19 protein-coding genes are annotated in these 20,783 nt (G+C 61.2%); 15 read left to right on the top strand and 4 right to left on the bottom strand.

Going from position 1 to position 20,783, the window contains the following annotated elements:
* The first annotated feature begins 259 nt into the window (after positions 1–259).
* The 3 genes from WH87_RS05690 to WH87_RS05685 are packed head-to-tail and all read left to right on the top strand — an operon-like array spanning position 260 to position 3,471.
* Positions 260–2,698 (top strand): OmpA family protein, encoded by a 2,439-nt coding sequence (locus WH87_RS05690; protein WP_046138130.1) that lies wholly within the window; start codon positions 260–262, stop codon positions 2,696–2,698.
* Between the two features lie 57 nt (positions 2,699–2,755).
* Positions 2,756–2,881 (top strand): hypothetical protein, encoded by a 126-nt coding sequence (locus WH87_RS20175; RefSeq protein ID WP_281175169.1) that lies wholly within the window; start codon positions 2,756–2,758, stop codon positions 2,879–2,881.
* On the top strand, positions 2,878–3,471 hold the full coding sequence (locus tag WH87_RS05685) for a hypothetical protein (protein ID WP_052726277.1): 594 nt from the start codon (positions 2,878–2,880) through the stop codon (positions 3,469–3,471). Before WH87_RS20175 ends, WH87_RS05685 begins: the two co-directional genes overlap by 4 nt.
* On the opposite strand, the gene WH87_RS05680 is transcribed toward WH87_RS05685, so the two are convergent.
* Both WH87_RS05680 and WH87_RS05675 read right to left on the bottom strand, forming a co-directional pair.
* Positions 3,468–4,406 carry an alpha/beta hydrolase gene (locus tag WH87_RS05680; protein WP_197410730.1) on the bottom strand — a complete coding sequence of 313 codons (939 nt, stop codon included), beginning with the start codon at positions 4,404–4,406 and terminating at the stop codon, positions 3,468–3,470. The two genes, WH87_RS05685 and WH87_RS05680, sit on opposite strands and share 4 nt — an antisense overlap.
* A gap of 51 nt (positions 4,407–4,457) precedes the next feature.
* Positions 4,458–6,482: a lytic transglycosylase domain-containing protein gene (locus tag WH87_RS05675; protein WP_052726278.1), complete on the bottom strand. Its 2,025-nt coding sequence runs from the start codon at positions 6,480–6,482 to the stop codon at positions 4,458–4,460.
* 246 nt (positions 6,483–6,728) lie between these two features.
* On the opposite strand from WH87_RS05675, the gene dapA reads away from it, so the two are divergent.
* Both dapA and smpB read left to right on the top strand, forming a co-directional pair.
* Positions 6,729–7,604, top strand: a complete 876-nt coding sequence (gene dapA / locus WH87_RS05670; RefSeq protein WP_046138132.1) for a 4-hydroxy-tetrahydrodipicolinate synthase — start codon at positions 6,729–6,731, stop codon at positions 7,602–7,604.
* 5 nt (positions 7,605–7,609) lie between these two features.
* On the top strand, positions 7,610–8,107 hold the full coding sequence (gene smpB / locus WH87_RS05665) for an SsrA-binding protein SmpB (RefSeq protein ID WP_046138133.1): 498 nt from the start codon (positions 7,610–7,612) through the stop codon (positions 8,105–8,107).
* A gap of 183 nt (positions 8,108–8,290) precedes the next feature.
* On the opposite strand, the gene WH87_RS05660 is transcribed toward smpB, so the two are convergent.
* Positions 8,291–8,869, bottom strand: a complete 579-nt coding sequence (locus WH87_RS05660) for a LabA-like NYN domain-containing protein (RefSeq protein ID WP_046138134.1) — start codon at positions 8,867–8,869, stop codon at positions 8,291–8,293.
* Positions 8,870–9,115: 246 nt separating this feature from the next.
* Here WH87_RS05660 and rpoZ point away from each other — a divergent pair, with 246 nt between their 5' ends.
* From rpoZ to WH87_RS05610, 10 genes are all read left to right on the top strand, one after another.
* Positions 9,116–9,481, top strand: a complete 366-nt coding sequence (gene rpoZ / locus WH87_RS05655) for a DNA-directed RNA polymerase subunit omega (RefSeq protein ID WP_046138593.1) — start codon at positions 9,116–9,118, stop codon at positions 9,479–9,481.
* A gap of 391 nt (positions 9,482–9,872) precedes the next feature.
* A complete protein-coding gene (locus WH87_RS05650; protein ID WP_046138135.1) occupies positions 9,873–12,161 on the top strand; it encodes a RelA/SpoT family protein in 2,289 nt (762 codons plus the stop codon).
* Positions 12,148–12,741, top strand: coding sequence for an orotate phosphoribosyltransferase (gene pyrE / locus WH87_RS05645; RefSeq protein ID WP_046138594.1), 594 nt, complete (start codon positions 12,148–12,150; stop codon positions 12,739–12,741). Before WH87_RS05650 ends, pyrE begins: the two co-directional genes overlap by 14 nt.
* Positions 12,742–12,991: 250 nt before the next feature.
* Positions 12,992–13,411: a holo-ACP synthase gene (gene acpS, locus WH87_RS05640; protein WP_046138136.1), complete on the top strand. Its 420-nt coding sequence runs from the start codon at positions 12,992–12,994 to the stop codon at positions 13,409–13,411.
* Positions 13,412–13,441: 30 nt separating this feature from the next.
* The gene (gene lepB, locus WH87_RS05635; RefSeq protein WP_046138137.1) at positions 13,442–14,266 is read left to right on the top strand and encodes a signal peptidase I; all 825 of its coding nucleotides are present in this window, start codon (positions 13,442–13,444) and stop codon (positions 14,264–14,266) included.
* Positions 14,263–14,970: a ribonuclease III gene (rnc, locus tag WH87_RS05630; RefSeq protein WP_046138138.1), complete on the top strand. Its 708-nt coding sequence runs from the start codon at positions 14,263–14,265 to the stop codon at positions 14,968–14,970. Before lepB ends, rnc begins: the two co-directional genes overlap by 4 nt.
* A complete protein-coding gene (era, locus tag WH87_RS05625; RefSeq protein ID WP_046138139.1) occupies positions 14,967–15,890 on the top strand; it encodes a GTPase Era in 924 nt (307 codons plus the stop codon). The genes rnc and era overlap by 4 nt, the downstream gene beginning before the upstream one ends.
* A 121-nt stretch (positions 15,891–16,011) precedes the next feature.
* On the top strand, positions 16,012–16,725 hold the full coding sequence (recO, locus tag WH87_RS05620) for a DNA repair protein RecO (RefSeq protein WP_046138140.1): 714 nt from the start codon (positions 16,012–16,014) through the stop codon (positions 16,723–16,725).
* A 128-nt stretch (positions 16,726–16,853) separates the two neighbouring features.
* Positions 16,854–19,124: a DNA topoisomerase IV subunit A gene (gene parC / locus WH87_RS05615; protein ID WP_046138141.1), complete on the top strand. Its 2,271-nt coding sequence runs from the start codon at positions 16,854–16,856 to the stop codon at positions 19,122–19,124.
* Complete coding sequence (locus WH87_RS05610; protein ID WP_046138142.1) at positions 19,121–19,435, top strand: Dabb family protein; 315 nt, start codon at positions 19,121–19,123, stop codon at positions 19,433–19,435. Before parC ends, WH87_RS05610 begins: the two co-directional genes overlap by 4 nt.
* Before the next feature lie 317 nt (positions 19,436–19,752).
* Here WH87_RS05610 and WH87_RS05605 read toward each other — a convergent pair whose 3' ends face one another.
* Positions 19,753–20,742 (bottom strand): endonuclease/exonuclease/phosphatase family protein, encoded by a 990-nt coding sequence (locus WH87_RS05605; RefSeq protein WP_046138143.1) that lies wholly within the window; start codon positions 20,740–20,742, stop codon positions 19,753–19,755.
* Positions 20,743–20,783 lie beyond the last annotated feature (41 nt).

The raw sequence follows: 20,783 nt of genomic DNA, 5'->3' as shown, positions 1-20,783 counted from the left end.
GAAGTCGGTTCGGACCTGTTGCGGGCAACGCAAAGGTGTTCAACCCCAATGGCTTAGCCAGCCAATTTCGATTTCATAGCGTCGCGAAATGCTTTAGCCTTTGGGCTGTTGCGGCATTTTTATTGGGACGGATATGATCAGGGACCTCGTTAAATGGGTCGCCCCGGGGCTGGTTACGGTCGTGGGTGGGACGGCTTTGTGCCTTGGATTAACCTCCGCCAATATCGCCAGTGATCTCTCCGGCCGCAGTTTAAGCAGCATGCGGTCCGCGGGCTTTGCCTGGGCGGATGTCTCCCTTGATGGGCGCGACGTTGCGCTGAGCGGGACAATTTCCACACAGGCTGAGGCCGATGGCGCGCTGGTGCGTCTGGCGAGCCTTTCCGGTGTTCGTTCTGTTGCCGGTGACGTTACAGTCGCGCCACTCGTGAAACCCTATCGGATGACCGCCAATCTGGTCGATGGTGCGATTGTGCTGGCGGGCAGTGTGCCCAATGAGGTGACGCGACAGGCCCTGTCGACGCGCGCAGGTGTTTCGTCCGCTGATCTTCAATTGCGTTCAGGCATGCCTGATCGGGATGTGTGGCTGTCCGGTATTGACTTCGCACTGGCGCAGTTGAGCCACCTCGATCAGGGGCAGGTGTCTATTACCGATCTGGCAATCAACGTGACCGGTCGTGCGCGTTCCGAACGCGACTATGGCGATGTGCTGCTGGCTTTGAGCGCACAGGTGCCATCCGGTGTGACTATTGCCGATGCGTCTATCGCGGCCCCGTTCGCTTCGCCCTATCGTTGGTCTGCGGTTTCCGATGGAAAACGCATTTCGGTGAGCGGCTTTGTGCCTGATGGTCAGGTGACAGATCGTCTACGCATGGCTGACCTGTCCGGGCTCGCCCTATCAACCGGCGTTGCCGTTGCATCTGGTCAGCCGGACAATTTTGTTGAACTGTCGCAGGTGCTTGTCGAGCAGCTCTCGCGTCTTGAATACGGTGAGGCAACGATCAGCGACGGTCTCAGCCAGCTGGTTGGCGCTGCGCCCACCCAGGCGATTGCCGATGATGTGACGCGCAAGATCGCCCAGGCTGGGTCCATTGTCGTCCTCGATCCGCCGCGTATTGCGGACTATTGGGTGAGCGCGACGCGGCAATCGGGCGGGGTGATCGTATTCGACGGCTATGCGCCGGATGACGCGACGCGCAAGGCACTGAGCGAATATCCCAATGCCGACACGCAATTCTTGAAGCTGGGGCGCGGTGCGCCAAACCGGTACCAGTCCGGGGTCGATTTTGGCCTTGCTGCGCTGGGGCGCATGAGTGAAGGCCGCTTCGCGCTGCATGGCGATGTGGTGACTTTGTCGGGGATCGCGCGCTCAGGGTCTGACTATGAGGCTTTGGTGGAGGGACTCGCTGCACTGGTGCCGCAGGGATTGAGCCTCAACACCGCAGATATCACCCCACCGCGTGCGGCGCGGTACGACTGGAAGGCGAGCAAGGACACCAGTGGCGCGATTGCACTGTCCGGCATGGTGCCGAACCGTCAGATCAAAGACGAGCTGATCGCCCTTTCGGGTGCTTCTACGGTGTCGGCGCTGACCTATGCCTCTGGTGAGCCGAACAACTTCACCTCTGCTGCCGAGACCGGATTGGGGCTTTTGCAGTGGTTGGGCGAGGGAACCGTGGCCTTTGACGGTTCGGGTTGGCTGATCACCGGCACGGCAAAATCGAAAATCGATGAGGGCGCGATCAATGCGGACTTCACCACGCGCAATCTTGCAGCGTCTGGATGGTCCATGTCGGTTGCCGCCCCAGTGGGGTCGGCTGCGCCCGTGGTTGTCGCGGCGCCCGCAGTTGAGCCAGAGCCTGAACCAGAGGTGACGGTGGCAGAAGCGCCAGCCGTGACATCTGCAGAGGATACGCCTTCCGAAGTGGTCGATCCAGATTACGCGTTCTCCGCAACGCGGGGGGCGGACAAGTCCGTGATCATGAGCGGTCAGCTGCCGGCCGATGCGACCCTGCGCTATTTCGCGACAATTACCGGCGGCGAGACGATCAGCGTTAGCATCGCGCCCGGTGCGCCGGAAGGTTTTGTGACTGATGCCGAGGCCGGGTTGCGTGCTCTGGTGCGGCTTGATGAAGGTCAGGTTGATCTGGCCAACGGCAACTGGAGCCTCAAAGGCATAGCGCCGGACGAGGCTACGCGCGATGCGGTGACGGCGGCGATTGCTGCGTTGTCGGACGGCAAGGCCTGGACTTTGGCGGTTGATGTGCCTGTGGTGGCCGCAGAGCCGGTCGCCGCGCCGCCCCAGCCGACCACAGAAAAGGTCGACACTGCCGCGTGCATTGCCCCGCTTGCCGATTTTTCCGCGCGCAATTCAATCCTTTTCCAGTCGGGTGCTGCGATTATCGCAGCGGAATCGCAGCCTGCCTTGGATGAGTTGGCGGGTGACCTGGCGGGTTGTCCGGATGCCATCGTGCACATCGAGGGCTATACGGACTCCGATGGAGATGAACGGTTGAACCTGGCGCTGTCTGTGGCGCGTGCCGAGGCTGTGGTTTCGGCGCTGGTGGAGCGCGGCGTCACGGCGGCGCGGCTCTACGCACTTGGGTTTGGCGAAGCCAATCCGATTGCGGACAATGGCACGCCAGAGGGCAAGCGCCTCAATCGACGGATTGTGGTGAAGGTTCTCGACCGCCACTATTGATCGCTGCGGAGCCGGCTCGGTCGGCTCCGTACCTTGTGCATCGGGAGCGCATATCTGATGAGCTGGGACACGCTAGTGTACCTGACGGGCTTCTACTGGCCCTATCTGGGCGGGGCCGCGATTATTGGCCTTGTGACCGGCTGGCTGAGCTTTAAGCCGCCAACGTCTGACGGTGGTGCATGACGGGTAATCTGGCGCTTATTGTCGAGACGGGGGCGCTCATTCTGGCGGCTTATCTGCTGGGATGTATCGTGGCCTATGCGGCGCGACGTACGCTATTTGCGATGAGCAAGGCACGCGTGGCTGTGCCCGCAACACTCGTTGAAACGCCGGTAAGACGCCCGCCAACGCCAGCGGCTCGATTGGCGGCGACGGTCGATCACGCGCCGCTGGCACCGATACCGCAACCCATTCTCATTGAAGCACCGGCGGAGGTGCTTGTCGCCGCAGCGTCTGCCAGGCCCAAACCAAAGCCGAGAGCTAAAGCGCGGCCAAAGACCGAAGTGGTGGCCAAGGCTGTGCGGAAGCTGGATGATCCAAAGCCTGCCGCATTGTTGCGTCCGCGCAAGGGCAAGGCTGATGATCTCAAGCAGATCAAAGGGATCGGTCCCAAGATCGAGGCGTCGCTCAATGGCCTGGGCGTCTATCATTTTGACCAGATCGCAGCCTGGACCAAATTGAACATCGACTGGGTTGACGGGCAACTGGCGTTCAAGGGCCGCATTCGGCGCGAGCAATGGGTAGAGCAGGCGACGGCGCTGGCGGCGCGTTAGGCGACGCGGCTTTTGTTAGGTTCGCTGATGCGGGTGACGAAATCGAGGACGGCGTCGATTTCTTCGCGCTGATCGAACAGGGCCGGGGAGCCTTGCCCGGCGATGGTGAGGGCGACGGCGTCGGGGCGGCGGCGCGCCATCTGATCAAAGGTTTCGCGACGCAGCTGATCGGTGAGCTGGGTGCGTAGCAGCATCAGCGGCGCGCAGGTGAGCGCGTCAAACATGGGCCACTGGGCCATCAGCACATCATCGAAATTGATTTTTGCGAGGGCCTTGATAAGGCGCTGGTCATAGAGAGGGCGGGCGCGACCGCGCTTGTCGACGTAGTGCGTGCGTCCGATCAGGGCATCGAGCTGAACCTCGGGCAGGCCGGGATAGTCACCGCCGAGGAGGCGCCGGAAGCCGCTGGTGACATTTTTGGCGCCGCGCAGGGCTTCGATGTGTTCGAGATTGTTGCGCAGGCGAACGATGCCGCGCGAGTCGGTGACCGGACCGGAATCGAGCAATACGGTGCCGGCGATCAGCAGGGGATGATCGGTGGCGAGCGCCATGCTGACCTGGCCGCCATGGCCCTGGCCAAGAATGATGGCGCGGCCAATGTTGAGTGCGGTAATGATCGAGGCGACATCGCGCGCGTCAGCAAGGGAGCTGTAGTCCTGAATGCGGGCACGGTCATCGGCGCGGCCGCGACCGGGCAGGTCGATCAGCACGATTGGCCAGTCGCCACCACCAGCGCGGCGAAGATGGGTGGCGAAGGCCAGAAAGTCGCTCATGTTGCGCTGATAGCCGGGAATGCAGACGATCGGCAGACGCCGACCTGTCAGGTGCCCCGACACATGCACAGCCGCCCGTAAGCCACTGCCCAGCGCCACATGGGTGACCGGCAGATCGGCGAAGGCGGGATGCTCGGCGGGCACGGTTCTGGGACGCGGCATGAACAACATTAGGGGCAGGATACTCCGCGTCTCAAGTGCTTTTCAGCGCTTCTACTCAATGGTGCGCAGCGCCTGCTGCATGGTGGTGCGCTCGCCGCCCAGTCGTTCACGATAGACCAGATAATTGCCCAACACGCGCTTCACATAGGTGCGCGTCTCCTGGAAGGGGATCAGCTCGACCCAGACGACCGGGTCGACATTGTCGGCGCGGGGATCGCCATAGGCTTTAATCCACTTGTCGGCATTGCCGGGGCCCGCATTGTAGGCGGCGGCCGCAAGGGCCAGCGAGCCGCCATAGCGCTGCAACTGTTTGTTGAGATAGGTTGAGCCGAGAAGGGCATTGTAGGCGGGGTCGCTAACCAGCCGATTGGCGGAATAGTCCACGCCGACCTGCTTGGCCACATCCTGCGCCGTGCCGGGCATCAGCTGCATCAGGCCACGCGCGCCAGCTGGCGAAATCGCATCGATCTGAAACATCGATTCCTGCCGGGCGATGGCATAGACGGCTGCGCGGTCAGCAGCGAGCTGGGCGCTGTCCGGCAGGCCATCCTTGGGGAAGTTGAACATGTCGAGCGGCGTGCCGCGCTGTTCTGCAGTGCCGGCAATGGCAATTGCCAGGTGATGCGCGCCGATTTCCTGCGCCAGCCGTGCGGCCAGCAGCAGATCTGCACCATCGCGCAGATTGGTGCCGTAATTGCGCAGCAGGGGCGCAGCCATGGCAGCTTGACCGTTGGCGGCGAGCAAGCGAACGGCGCGCACCACAGGTTGAGTGCTGAAAATGGCTTCGCTTTGCTGCCATGCGGGCAGGGGGCGAAGATCGACGCTGGCTTTGCCGAGCTCGGTGCGGGCCAACTGGCCATAATAGACCGTGCCGTAACGAGCGGCCTTGGCATAGGCGGCGTCAGCGGCAGTCTTGTTGCCCAGCTTCAGTTCGGCCCGGGCCAGCCAGTAATTGGACTGGGTGATGGTGTCGGGCAGGGTCGAGAGCGCAGCCATGGCAGCGAAGTGCTTTTTGGCAGAGGCTGCGTCGTTGAGGAACGAGAGGGCGATCCAGCCGGCATGGAAATGGGCATCGACCAGACGCCCATCGGGGCCCTTGGTGTAACCAGCGGCTGCCTTGTAGGCGAGGGCGGGTTCGCCGACATTGAGCAGCTGACGCACCAGGGCGCGGCGCTCATACCACCACTCTTCGGAATCAGGCAGCTCGGCGGGGGCCTTGGCCAGCCAATCGACGGCGCTCTGCCACAGCTGGAACTGGCGGGCCCGCTGGGCGCGCGAGAAAATGAAAACCGGATTGGCCTGCTGGGATTTGTCGACCTTGTCGAGCAGCGCCTTGGCATTGTCATCGTTGCGCGACACGGCGGCACGGGCGACGACAAGCGACTTCTGGGCGGGCGTGAGGAATTCGAGCAGGCGCTCGCTGGCTTTGGCGCGATCATGCATCATCAGATGGATGGCGCGGGCCCAATGGCTGTCGTGATCCAGCAGAGCGCCGAGCTTATCGCGGACCAGAATCTCCTGCTGCTCGGTAAGGAAATTGTCGATCCACAGGCGACGCGCCATCACCGTGGCTTTGTCCTTATGGCCGCTGTCGAGCTCGGCGATGGCGAGCATGATCTGCGCATCGACGGTGTTCGGCGTGGCGTCGCCCAGTGCTTTGACGATGTCGGCGGCAACCGCATCGGTCTTGCTCAGCGATTGTTCTATGCGGGTCCGGTAAATGCTCGGGGCGGCATAATCTGGCGCGTCTGCGGCAAAGCGCGCGACGGTCGCATAGTCGATCTTGCCGGGATTGAAATAGATGGCGGCCCACTGAATGGTGCGACGTTCGACAGCGTCTGGCAGGCTCCGCGCCAAGGCATAGGCAGTGGCCGCGTCACCATCCTTGAGCTCGGTGAGGGCCGAGCGGAACGCCGCTGAACCCTTCGACTCAGGCGCAGGCGTACCGTCGCGCGGCGTGATCGAGCCGGTCGTGGTGGTGTCGATACTGTCATTGGCAGTCATGGGCGCGAAGGGGGCTGGTGTCACTAGACCCAGCATCGCCGCGATGACGCCAGCGCGGAGTAAACCGTGCATATTCCGTCCTGCTGGTACGCTCTACAAATCCAGCAAGGGCCCCCATCCTTGCGGTTAACCTAACCCTAACCCCGCAGGGTAAACGTTAGGTTGCTGAGCGAAACTGCTTGCTGGTCCATTCAACAAAGCGTTGTGATGACGAGCAACTGAAAGTATGGTGCGCCCCATTAAAAGGGCTGCTCATTGGCCGCCTTATGCCATCTCGCCACGGCTGAACTGTGGCGCCTAAATAGGAATATGTGACAAATGCTGCGAGGATCCATCACGGCTCTCATTACCCCATTCGCTGACGGGGCCGTGGATGAGAAAGCCTTCGCGCGTTTCGTCGATTGGCAAATTGCTGAAGGCACACATGGTCTTGTGCCCGTTGGCACGACCGGCGAAAGCCCGACCGTGAGCCACGAAGAGCACCGCCGCGTTGTCGAAATCGCTATCGAAGTCGCCAACAAGCGCGTGCCTGTGATTGCCGGGGCAGGGTCCAACTCGACCGCCGAAGCCGTCTCGCTGGCCAAGTTCGCCGAAGAGGCTGGCGCGGACGCCGTGTTGTCCATCGTGCCCTATTACAACAAGCCCAATCAGGAGGGCATGTTCCAGCATTTCTCGGCTGTCGCCAGCGCTGTGGGCATTCCCGTCATTCTCTACAGCGTGCCCGGTCGCACCGTGGTCGACCTCACCGTCGACACCATTGCGCGGCTTCGCGACGCCCACTCCAACATCATCGGCGTCAAGGACGCGACGGCAGATCTGGGTCGCACCAGCCTGCAGCGCGACAAGCTGGGCCATGACTTCATCCTGCTGTCGGGCGAGGACATTACCGCGCTCGCCTTCAACGCGCATGGCGGCCACGGCTGTATCTCGGTGACCTCCAACATCGCGCCGCGCCTCTGCTCGCAGATGCAGGAGCTGTCGCTGGCTGGTGACTTCAAGGGCGCGCTCGCCGTGCAGGACAAGCTTGTGCACTTGCACAAGAACCTGTTCCTCGAGCCAAACCCAACCGCTGTAAAGTATGCCGCCAACCGTCTGAACCTGTGCACCAACGAGCTGCGCCTGCCACTGGTGCCCGTCGCCAAGGCAACGCAGGACGCGGTGGACTTTGCATTATCCCACGCAGGTCTTATCTAAGTCGTATGGCAAGCAAGAACGACAAATCCAAGAACGGTGTGATCAGCCACGGACTCGTGGCTGAAAACCGTCGCTCGCGGTACGATTATGAAATTGGCGAGACCATGGAAGCCGGCCTTGTGCTGACCGGCACCGAGGTCAAGTCGCTGCGCCTGGGCAAAGCCCAGATCACCGAATCCTACGCTTCGCCGGAACGTGGCGAGCTGTGGCTGATCAACGCGCATATTCCAGAATATCTGCAAGCCAACCGCTTCAATCACGAGGAACGCCGTCCGCGCAAACTCCTCGTGTCGCGCAAACAGCTGGCTCATCTCGATCAAGAAGTGTCGCGCGCCGGCAATACCATCGTGCCGCTCAAGTTGTTCTTCAACGACCAGGGCCGCGCCAAGGTGCTGATCGGTATCGGCAAGGGCAAGAAGAACTATGACAAGCGCGAAACCGAGCGCAATCGCGACTGGAACCGCGACAAGTCCCGCATCATGAAAGAAGGCGGTCGGGGGTAAAGTGGTGCCCGTATCGGCGGGCTTGCCTCTACGTCTCCTGCGCCCACATCGCTACCCACGGACGTGATCCGTGGGGTTTCTCTCCACATTGCGCATACGGCCAGTGGCCCGCAGATCAAGTCCGCGGGAGGCGTTGGTGTGTGGTGAGACTGGGGCGGGTCCTAGAGTTCGTCGCCTCGCGGCTTACTCTTCCGTGGCAGGAACCGGCACGGGCGCGACGACTGGGCGGGTGCTTGGTGGACGGCCAACGGTTTTGGAGAGATCAGCGACGTCGATGAAGAAATCGGCCTGACGGCGCAGATCGTCGGAGATCATCGGGGTGGAGGTGGTGAGCGTCGAGACGACGGTGACGCGCTTGCCTTTGCGCTGGAGCGCGGCGACCAGGGCGGTGAAATCGCCATCGCCAGAGAACAAGACCATGTGATCGTAGTAGGGGGCCAACTCGAGGGCATCGACGCAAAGCTCGATGTCCATGTTGCCTTTGACCTTACGGCGGCCGGTTGCGTCGGTGAATTCCTTGGCAGGCTTGGTAATGACGGTGAAGCCATTGTAGTCCAGCCAGTCAATCAGCGGGCGGATAGAGGAGTATTCCTGGTCTTCAACCAACGCCGTATAGTAATTGGCGCGTAGCATGTAGGCCTTCGCATTGAATTCGGCCAGTAAGCGCCTGTAATCGATGTCTATTCCGATCGCCTTTGATGTGGCGTAGAGATTGGCCCCATCAATGAATAGAACGATCTTTTCCCTCGGATCGATTGGCATTTTTTGAAATAACTCCGGGCGGTACACCGCTCACTACGCTGCCCCCGCGCCGCGCCCGCGCAAAATATAGGTTCCCAAAACCTTACTTTAACTTCGCTATTCGCACGTTTTTAGGAATGGAGGCAAGTCGGACAAGGTCTGAATGCCTATTTATGGTTTCCTCGCGGGCAGGGCGCACCAAACCTTGTGCCCGCCGAACCTGTGGTATAAGGGAAGGGTTCATTCCATAAGATTTTGGAGACGTTCGTGGCCCGCGTCACCGTTGAAGACTGCATTGAAAAGATCGACAACCGCTTCGATCTCGTTCTCATGGCCGCTCACCGCGCGCGCATGATTTCCTCCGGCGCACAGATCACTGTTGCGCGTGACAACGACAAGAACCCCGTTGTGGCGCTGCGCGAAATTGGCGACGGCGCTATCTCGCCAGACGATCTGCGCGAAGACCTGATCCACTCGCTGCAGAAGTATGTCGAAGTCGACGAGCCAGAAGAGCACGCCGCTCCACTGATCGAAAACGGCGACGACGATTCGCTGAACTTCGACACCATGAGCGAAGAAGAACTGCTGCGCGGCATCGAGAGCCTTGCTCCACCAGAACGCCGCGACGACTGATCGCTGATCGGTTGGGAGAATTCAGCACCCTCGGCGCGAGCCGGGGGTGTTTTGTTTTTGGGGGGGGATCGGAGTACCCCCTTGTAGTCTCTCCCTGATAGGGGGGAGGGACCCATCGGGTTTGGGGCACACTCCGAGCTGACCCCAATCTCGGTGTCATCCCGGCCTTGAGCCGGGATCCATCCTGCGATGGTTGCTCGGCCCATATCGCGGCTGTGGTGTGATCTCGAGATGGGCCCCGGCTCAAGGCCTGGGTGACCCGTGGGTGAGGCGAGCAATGGTGACATGCGTCTGCGGCAGACCATCATCCCGAAATAGTTCCCGGCTGAACCTTTCCCATTTTCTTTCAAAGCGCTAAGTTTGTTCATACGAGCGAAGCGGCTATCCCCCCATGATGCGTCAGTACGAACTCGTCGAACGCGTTCAGGCCTATAACCCGAACGTCGACGAAGACCTGTTGAATAAGGCCTATGTGTACGCCATGCAGAAGCATGGCTCGCAGAAACGCGCGTCTGGCGATCCATACTTCAATCATCCGCTCGAAGTTGCCGCTATTCTGACCGAGCTCAAGCTCGATGACGCTTCGATTGCCGTGGGGCTGCTGCACGACACCATCGAGGACACCGACGCGACGCGGGCGGAAATCGATCAGCTGTTCGGGCCGGAAATCGGCGCGATTGTCGACGGGCTGACCAAGATCGAGCGGCTGAACCTGGTGTCGCGCGAGGAAGCGCAGGCGGAAAACCTGCGCAAGCTGCTGCTGGCGATCAGCCAGGACGTGCGCGTGCTGCTGGTCAAGCTCGCCGACCGCCTGCACAATATGCGCACCCTGCAATACATGCCGCCTGAAAAGCGCAGCCGCATTGCACAGGAAACCATGGATATCTATGCCCCGCTGGCCGGGCGCATGGGTATGCAGGACATGCGCAACGAGCTGGAAAACATCTCGTTTAAGATCCTGCAGCCGGATCACTATGAGGCGATCACCGCGCGCCTCGACGAAATGCAGGCCGAGTATCACGAGACGATCTCGACCATTTCCAAGGAGCTGACCGAGCGCCTTGCCGCAGAAGGCATTACGGCGCGGGTCAAGGCGCGGCTGAAATCGCCGTTCTCGATCTTCAACAAGATCGAGCGTAAATCCATCGCGCTGGAGCAACTGTCCGATATCATCGGCTTCCGCGTCATCGTCGGCTCGGTGGCCGAGTGCTATCACACGGTCGGCGTGGTCCACACCAAGTGGAAGGTCGTGCCCGGGCGGTTCAAGGACTATATCTCGGTCCCCAAGCATAACGATTATCAATCGATCCACACCACCATTGTCGGCCCCGGCCGCCAGCGCGCGGAACTGCAGATCCGCACCGAGGAAATGGATCGCATCGCCGAAGTCGGCATCGCGGCGCACGCGCTCTATAAAGATGGTGCATCGGCCGACCTCAGCCGCATCGAGAACGAGTCGCACGCCTATGGCTCGCTGCGCTCCACCATTGAGCACCTGACAACGGGCAATTCCTCGACCGAGGATTTCCTCGAATACACCAAGCTGGAGCTGTTCCAGGATCAGGTGTTCTGCTTCACCCCACGCGGGCGGCTGATTGCGCTGCCGCGTGGCGCGACGCCGATCGACTTTGCCTATGCCCTGCACACCGACATTGGCGACACCTGCGTCGGCGCCAAGATCAATGGCGCCATCCTGCCGCTGGTGACCCAGCTGCGCAGCGGCGACGAAGTCGAAATCATCCGCGACCAGAACCACATGCCGCCATCCAACTGGATCGGCATTGCGGCCACCGGCAAGGCCCGCGCGGCCATCCGCCGTTCGGTGCGTCACGCCACCACCCAGCGTGCGATGGCACTGGGCGAGCATGTGCTCTCCATGATGCTGGAGCGCGAAGGCGTGATGCTGGACGAGAGCGAAGCCAAGGCGCTGGCCGAGGCTCTTGGCATGTCCAACCGGCGTGACCTGATGATCGCGGTCGGAGAGGGCAAGATTGGCTCCGAGCCAATGGCGACCGAGCTGGCCAAGATCAAAGGCCTGCGCAAGCGTCGCCGCAAACTCGACCTGCCGGTTGCCGATACCGCTGACGGCTGGTTCGCCCTGCGCGCCACCGATCTGTTCCGCTTCCGCGTGCCGGGTGGGCAGCGTGCCGGCTCGCGCGCACAGGCGGCTTTGAACAAGCTCGACTTCCACATGCCGGTGACGATCTCGTCGGAAGGCGTGGTGCCGGGGGACCGTCTTGTTGGCATCCTGCAGCCCGAACATCCGCTCATGGTCTATCCGATCCATTCCGACGCGCTGATCGATCTGCACGACAGCGACGTGGCCTGGGTCGATGTGCGCTGGAACATCAAAAGCGGCGACGATCAGCTTTATGCGACCGTCATCACCATGGAATCGGTCAACAAGCCGGGCTCGCTGGCCCAGATCTCCTCGGCCATTGCCTCGTGCGAGGCGAACATCAATAATCTGGTGATGCGGATGATCTCACCCGACTTTCACCAGATGATCTTCGAAATCGAGGTGCGCGACCTTGCGCAACTGACCGATGTTCTGGCAACGCTCAAACTGAGCCCCGGCCTGTCGTCGGTGCAACGTGCCAGCGTCCGCGAAGCGGGGATGATTTCCCGCCTCGAATGGGACGGCAATGTCGATCGGAGATATGCAGATGACCAAGGATGAAGTTCTAGCGGTGTTCCGCGAGTGTGGAGCAATGCTCGAAGGCCATTTCATCCTGTCCTCAGGCCTGCGCTCGCCAGTCTTCCTGCAGAAGGCCAAGGTGTTCCAGTATGCCGCGCAGACCGAAAAGCTCTGCAAGGCGCTGGCCGAGAAGATCAAGGCAGATGGCTTTGGCGATGTGACCAAGGTTGTCTCGCCTGCCATCGGCGGCATTATCCCCGGCTACGAAACCGCCCGTCACCTTAACCTGCCAGCGCTTTACACCGAGCGCGTCGACGGCAAGTTCGAGCTGCGTCGTGGTTTCGAGATCAGCCCTGACGACAAGGTGATCGTGGTCGAGGACATCGTTTCGACCGGTCTGTCGATCCGCGAATGCGTGGAAGCCCTGCGCGCCATCGGCGCCAATGTGGTCGCCGCAGCCTGCCTGATCGACCGGTCTGGCGGCGAGGCCGATGTGGGCGTGCCGCTGGTGTCGCTGATCGAGTTTAAGGTTCCGGCTTACCCAGCCGACCAGTTGCCACCCGAGCTGGCTGCCATTCCGGCCGTAAAGCCCGGCAGCCGTGGCATTCAGGGTGTGAAGTGAGCCACGATTTCGCCTTTCGCACCTCTCCCCTGAGGGGAGAGGTCGCCGCCTTGCGGCGGGTGAGGGGTTCAGCGTTTAAGGGGCGCAAGTTGGCTTTCCCGATCTCTGAACCCCTCACCCCAACCCTCTCCTCTCAGGGGCGAGGGAGCACGGGCGGTGCGCTGGGCGAGATCGTGTCGAATTCCCAATTTGGTTCCTACTCGCTACAGGTTAGGTCTGCTTATCCCCTCAACAAAATCGGAGCCTGTCGATGATCGTTGGTCTGGGTTCTGATCTTTGCCAGATTGGCCGCGTTGAGCAGACGCTGGAGAAATACGGCGAGCGGTTTACCCATCGCTGCTTTACCGAGCTGGAGAGGCGCAAGTCTGATCGTCGGGCGCAGCGGGCGGCGTCTTATGCCAAGCGGTTCGCTGCAAAAGAGGCGTGTTCCAAGGCACTTGGCACTGGCCTTAGTTCTGGCGTTTATTGGCGCGACATGGGCGTGGTGAACCTGCCATCGGGCAAACCGACCATGAATTTGACCAACGGTGCCGCTGCGGCGCTGGCTCGACTTGTGCCTGCGGGCTACACGCCCCACATTCATTTGACCATTACAGATGATGCAGGCCTGGCCCAGGCCTTCGTGATCATTGAAGTGCTGCCGATTGACCCGGCCACTGCAACTGTCTAACGCTGCCGCGCTACCTTTCCGGGGAATCCCATGAGCCAGTCCGTTAAAAAGTCTGCCAAGAAGTCTGCGGCCAACGAATGGGTTGAAACCATTGTCGTTGTTGTCGAGGCGCTTCTCATCGCCATCGTACTGCGCTCGTTTCTCTATCAGCCGTTTTCGATCCCCACGGCCTCGATGCAGCAGACCCTGATGATCGGCGACTATTTCGTAGCCAATAAATTCGTCTGGGGTTACGGCAAGCACTCGTTCTCGCTGGGTCGCTATGGCGATTTCTCGGCGCTCGATTTCGAGCTGCCGATCAGCAACCGCATTTTTGGCCGGGACCCGAACCGTGGCGATATCGCCGTGTTCCGTCCGGTTCCGCAGAACATCGAATACATCAAGCGCATCGTTGGCCTGCCAGGCGACCGCATCCAGATGAAGGCTGGCCGCCTTTACATCAATGACGTGATGGTAGAGCGTGAAGAACTCGGCAAGGCACAGGACACCGATAGCGAAAACCGCACCGTCGAGGTGACCGTCTATCGCGAGACCTTCCCTGAAGGCACGACCCACATCATCCAGGAAATCTCGGACGATCAGCCGCTCGACAACACCGCTGAGTATGTCGTTCCTGCCGGCCATTACTTCATGATGGGCGACAACCGCGACCGCTCGGCTGATAGCCGTGTGCTGAGCCAGGTTGGCTACGTGCCCGCCGTAAACCTCATTGCCAAGGCAGAGGCGCGCTTCTTCTCGATCAAGGACAATCTGCCACCCTGGCAGATCTGGCAGTGGCCAGCCAATGTGCGCTGGGATCGTATGTTCCAGGGCGTCGATTCCAACGTGCCCTATCATACGACGACCACACCGTGAGCCGTGCCGTTCGCAATCATGAAAAACTGCAGTTCCGGCTTGGCTACAAATTTGCCGATCCGGATCTGCTCAATCGGGCGCTGACCCATTCCAGCGCCGTCTCGCCCGCCAAGCGGATCGAGCGCTCCTATCAGCGTCTGGAATTTCTGGGCGACCGCGTGCTTGGACTCGTGGTGGCCGATATGCTCTATCGCCGCTATCCCAAGGCCAATGAGGGCGAGCTGAGCCGCACGCTCAATACGCTGGTGCGCAAGGAAACCTGCGCCGTCATCGCCCGCACGCTCGACCTTGGCTCTGAGATGATCCTGGGCGAAAGCGAAGCGCGCACTGGTGGCGCGGAGAAGGAAGCCATTCTCGGCGACGTGACGGAAGCCGTCATCGGCGCGATTTATTGCGACGGCGGGCTGGGCAAGGCCTATGAGTTCGTCGAGCGCATGTTCGAGGAATTCCTCGCGGACGGTTCGGCCAACAAGGCCGACGCCAAAACCACGCTGCAGGAATGGGCACAGGCCCGCGGGCTGGAGCCCCCCCATTATCATCAGGTTGAGCGCACCGGTCCCGACCATGCGCCGCAATTTACAATCTCTGTTATTCTCGGCGAATTCGAGCCTCTCAGCGCCTCCGGCCCTTCCAAGAAGATCGCCGAACACAAGGCAGCCGAAGCATTCCTCATTCGCCAGCAGGTCTGGAAGGACACCAAATGAGTACCCCGATCGAACTGGCTGATACCTCCTGCGGCTTTATCGCCCTTGTTGGGGCACCAAACGCCGGCAAGTCGACCCTGCTGAACTCGCTGGTGGGCACCAAGGTGTCCATCGTGACCCATAAGGCGCAGACCACCCGCAGCCAGGTGCGCGGCGTCGTTACGCTCGAAAAGGCCCAGCTTGTCTTCATCGACACGCCCGGCATTTTCGCGCCCAAGAAGCGCCTCGAGCGCGCCATGGTCGATAGCGCCTGGGGCGGAGCAGGGGACGCCGACATCGTCGCGCTGATCGTCGACGTGGACCGTGGCCTGACTTCAGAACTCGAAGCGCTGCTGACCGGCCTCGAGAACGTCAATCATCCGCGCATCCTGATCCTGAACAAGATCGACACGGTCAAAAACGAAGAGCTGCTTAAGCTCTCCGAGGCGATCAACGCCAAGATCCGCTTTGAAGCGACCTTCATGATCTCTGCCCTCAAGGGCTATGGCGTGCAGGACTTCATGGATTGGTGCGTCAAGCACATTCCACCCGGCCCATGGCACTTCCCAGAGGATCATCTCACCGATCTGACCATGGCGATTACCGCGGCCGAAATCACCCGCGAGAAGCTGTTCCTGCGCGTCCACGACGAGATCCCATATAACTCGACGGTCGAGACCGAGAGCTTCAAGATCCAGAAGGACGGCTCCTACAAGATCGACCAGGTGGTCTATGTCACACGTGACAGCCACAAGAAGATCGTGCTCGGCGCTGGTGGGCAAACCATCAAGGCCATCGGCCAGGAAGCCCGCAAGGAGCTGATGGAGATGTACGAAGTCCCGATCCACCTGTTCCTGTTCGTCAAGGTTCGCGAAAAGTGGAGCGAAGATCCAGAGCGCTATCGCGAAATGGGCCTCGAATTCCCGCACAACAAGCCCTGATGTTCTACGTGCCACGACCTCGTGGTTCGACAAGCTCACCATGAGGTCTATGACATCATTGCAGTAGCCCTCATCCTGAGCCCGTCGAAGGACGAGGGCGTGCCATTGAGGGCCTAGTGCCATGGAATGGACCGGTGAAGGCCTGCTGATTGGTGCACGGCGCCATGGCGAATCCAGCGTTATTGCTGAGGTCATGGTGGCTGGGCGCGGTCGGCATATGGGGCTGGTCCGTGGTGGTCGGTCCCGGCGGCTGTCGCCCGTGCTGCAACCCGGCAATACCATTCAGCTTACATGGCGCGCGCGGCTGGAAGACCAGCTCGGCATGTTCACCGTCGAGCTGTTGCAGGGGCGCGCTGCCGAGCTCATCGAGGATCGGACGCGGCTCTATATGAGCCAGCTGGTGTGCGAGCACCTGCGGTTGCTGCCCGAGCGCGATCCGTATGACCGGCTGCTGGGCATGGCGCTGCGGCTGATCGATGGCAAGCCCGACGGCGTTGCGCTGGCGCGGTTTGAGCTGGCTGTGCTCGATGACCTTGGCTATGGCCTCGACATGACCAGCTGCGCGGCGACCGGCGTCACCGAGGACCTGACCCACATATCGCCCAAATCGGGCAGGGCGGTGTCTCGTGCTGCGGCGCAGCCGTATCTCGATCGCTTGCTGCCGCTGCCGTCGTTTCTGACATCACGGGGCAATGCCGCGCCGCACGACATAGCGGCGGCACTGCACCTGACGGGGCATTTCCTCAACGCGCATGTGTGGGAGCCGCGCCAATTGCAGCATTCGGCAACGCGCGAGGCACTGATTGCGGCGCTGTCGAAAGACCACGAGCCGTAACGCTCGCCCGCAGGTGATTTCACATCTGCAAAACCGTGCAAAACCCCCGGAGACGGCTGCATTTTCGGTGCATTCAGGGTGTTCGGGATATAGTGGTTTCTTGATTCGTTCTGATGGAATAGCAGCCGATGGCCGATACCGACACTCTCCCGCCTGCCGATGACCAACGCGTCGTCGATCTGAAGCAGGCCCTCGAAGAGCGGTACCTGTCCTACGCTCTGTCGACCATCACCCAGCGTGCGCTGCCGGACGTGCGCGACGGCCTCAAGCCGGTTCACCGCCGCATCATCCACGCTATGCGGCTGCTCAAGCTCGATCCGGGCCAGGGCTACAAGAAGTCTGCGCGTATCGTCGGCGACGTGATCGGTAAATTCCACCCGCATGGCGATCAGTCGATCTATGACGCGCTGGTGCGCCTGGCGCAGGATTTTGCGCTGCGCTATCCGCTGGTCGACGGGCAGGGCAACTTCGGCAATATCGACGGCGATGGCGCCGCCGCCATGCGATACACCGAAAGCCGCATGACTGACGTGGCGACCCGTCTGCTCGAAGGCATGAACGAAAATGCCATCGACTTTAAGCCGACCTATGACGGCGAAGACGAAGAGCCGATCGTTCTGCCATCGAACTTCCCGAACCTTCTCGCGAACGGCTCGACCGGTATCGCCGTGGGCATGGCGACGTCCATTCCGCCGCACAACGTAGCCGAGCTGTGTGACGCCGCGCTGCATCTTATCAATGTTAACCCAGAGGCTTCCGCCGAAGAACTGACTCAGTTCGTCAAGGGTCCGGACTTCCCCACCGGCGGCATCATGGTGGAGTCGGCAGCCTCGATTGCCCAGTCCTACACCACCGGTCGCGGCTCGTTCCGCCTGCGCGCCAAGTGGGAAATTGAGGAAAGCGCCCGCGGCGTCTACCTCATCGTCGTCACCGAAATTCCCTATGCCGTGCAGAAGTCGCGTCTGGTCGAAAAGATCGCCGAGCTGCTGCTGGCCAAGAAGCTGCCGCTGCTCAAGGACGTGCGCGACGAAAGCTCGGACGATATCCGCCTCGTCCTCGAGCCGCGCGCCCGCACAGTCGATGCCGTGATCCTGATGGAGCAGCTGTTCAAGACCACCGATCTTGAAACGCGCTTCCCGCTCAACCTCAACGTGCTCGACAAGGGCGCGGTGCCCAAGGTGATGAGCCTGGCGCAGGCGCTCAAGGCCTGGCTGGAGCACCGCAAGGAAGTTCTGGTTCGCCGTTCGCAGCACCGGCTGGAGCAGATTGCCCACCGCCTCGAAGTGCTGGGCGGCTACATCATTGCCTATCTCAACCTCGATGAGGTGATCCGCATCATCCGAGAGGAGGATGATGCCAAGGCCGTGCTGATGAGCACGTTCGAGCTGACCGATGTGCAGGCCGAAGCCATCCTCAATATGCGCCTGCGCTCTTTGCGCAAGCTCGAGGAGCTTGAACTGCGCAAGGAACATGCGGCACTGACCGAAGAGCAGGGCCACCTCAACGCGCTGCTTGCCTCGGACAAGCGCCAGTGGGGCTCGATCAGCAAGGAAGTCGAAGCCCTCAAAAAGGCCTATCCGTTGTTTGAGGCCGACGGGGTGACACCTCATGCGCTCGGTGGCCGCCGTACCGTTCTGGGCTCCGCACCCAATGCCGATCTGGCGGAAGTCACCGAGGCCTTTATCGAGCGCGAGGCGATCACCGTCATCCTGTCCGAAAAGGGCTGGATCCGTGCGCTCAAGGGTCACACCGACGAGATAGACGAAAAGGGCTTCAAGGCCGGCGACCGGCTGAAGCTGACGCTCAAATGCGAGACGACCGACAAGTTGCTCATGCTGACCACGGGCGGCAAGGTCTACACCATTGGTGGCGACAAGTTGCCGGGTGGTCGCGGGCAGGGCGAGCCGGTTCGCATCATGGTCGATATCGAAGAGGGGCAGGATATCGTCGATATCTTCCTCTATCGCCCCGGCCAGAAGCGCATCGTGGCTTCGTCCTCGGGCTATGGCTTTATCGTCGGTGAAGACGAGATGATCGCCAATACCCGCAAGGGCAAGCAGATCCTCAATGTCTCTGCGCCCGACGAAGCGAGCCTTCTGGTGCCATGCAACGGCGACCGCGTCGCCGTAATCGGCCAGAACCGCAAAATGTTGGTGTTCCCGCTGAGCCAGCTCGCCGAAATGAGCCGTGGCAAGGGCGTGCGCCTGCAGCGCTACAAGGATGGCGGGATCTCCGACCTCAAAACCTTCTACGCAGCCGATGGCCTCACCTGGACCGATAGCTCGGGCCGCACCTATACCAAGCCGATGGAAGAGCTCTCCGACTGGGTCGGTGATCGCGCCACGGCCGGTCGCCAGCCACCGACGGGTTTCCCGCGCAATAACAAGTTCGTCGGATGATCCGGCACTGCGTGTTTCTCAAGTTCCGGGATGATGTCGCGACGGAAGAGCGGGAGGCGATCTATGCCGGTCTCAATGCTCTGGTGGGGCAGATCGACGGATTGCTGCGGGCGGACTTCGGGCCCAATGTTTCGCCGGAAGGCCTGGGGCAGGGGTTCAAGGATGGGTTCATCATGGACCTGGCCGACGCTGCAGCGCGGGACCGGTATCTGGTTGACCCGGCCCATCAGGCCGCTGGCGCACGACTGGTCGCAGCGCTCGAAGGCGGCGTTGCCGGGTTGCTGGTGTTTGATCTGGACGTGGCGGACTGAGCTGCTCGTTCGCTTGAGCTATGTTAAGCGCGCCTAGCCCCATCTATCCCACCCATAATTGCTGCCCTCGGACTTGATCCGAGGGTCGCTAACCGCATGTGCCGGGTTGCAAGTGGCGCTCGGATCAAGTCCGAGGGCAGCGCGGTGGGGTGTTGAGTAAGTGCGCGATTGAAGGATCGGAGTACCCCCACCTATCCTCCCCCTGATAGGGGGAGGGATCCGCGCAGTGGGTGGGCGTGATCGTTGTTCAAACCCGATCTGTTCCTCCCCCTTTTGAGGGGGAGGCTAGGTGGGGGTATTCTTGCTACCCGCCCTACTCACTCCACGCTAAACGTGAACACCACCGGCAGGTGATCGCTCGCCGTCGGCTCCCCCGCATGTAGTTCGTGGACCACAATTCCGTCCTTGGTCATCACGTGATCCAGCGGCAGGAAGGGCAGCGTGTCGCGCCAGGCGCGGAAATAGTAGAACCGCATGGGAAAGGTGAAGAGGTTCATGGTTTCGCGGGTGAAGCCGTTGCGGGCGACGAAGTCGCGGAGCGTGTAAGACCACGGCGTCGAGTTGAAATCACCGGCGACGATGAGCGGGCCGTCGATTTCCTTGACCACGTCGGACAGCACAGTGAGCTGATCGCGCTGGCGCTGCACGGGCAGCGGCCAATCCATATGGGTGGTGATCACCGAGAACGGCTTGCCATCCGGCGTCTTGAAGCTGGCGAGGATATGGGCGGTGCGTGCGGTGCTGTAAGCATTCTCGGGGCAGGCGCCGTCTTCGGTCTGCTCGAATGGGATGCGGGAATAGAGCCCCAGATTGGCGCGTTTGCCGCCACGGCAGCGCACGAAGAATGGATAATCCTTCAGCAGCAGCGGATGCAGATCCGTCGCCTGCTCGCCGAAGTACTCCTGCAGCACGATGATGTCGGGATCGTCCGCATGAATGGCCGATGTAACCTGCTCCATCTCATAATTCATCCCGAACAGATTGTGCGTCATCATGGTGACGGTGCCGCTGGGGGGAGCGGCCGGACGGCTGCGCATCGAGCCGAGGAACTCGGGGAGCATGACATTGGCCGAGGCGGCAAAGCCGACAAAGGCGATGATCAGGCCGATGCTGCGGGCCTGACCACGCATCAGCAGGGCGACGAGACCGACTGCGACGATGGTGCCGGGGAACAGGAAGACCTGCGCGTGGTTGAGCAGGTCCAGCTCAGGAACCGTAAAACCAAACAGCGCGAGGATTGCAAGCGATGTGACCCCGAAGGCGCCGAGCAGCAGCCCGATCCGGATCAGCTTGAAAATAAAGGTCATGCACTATCCGGCGACATTGGGAAACTCGGGGCCATCTCGCC

The organism is Devosia epidermidihirudinis, assembly GCF_000971295.1.
GTDB lineage: Bacteria > Pseudomonadota > Alphaproteobacteria > Rhizobiales > Devosiaceae > Devosia > Devosia epidermidihirudinis.
This window is presented reverse-complemented; position numbering and strand designations above follow the sequence as displayed.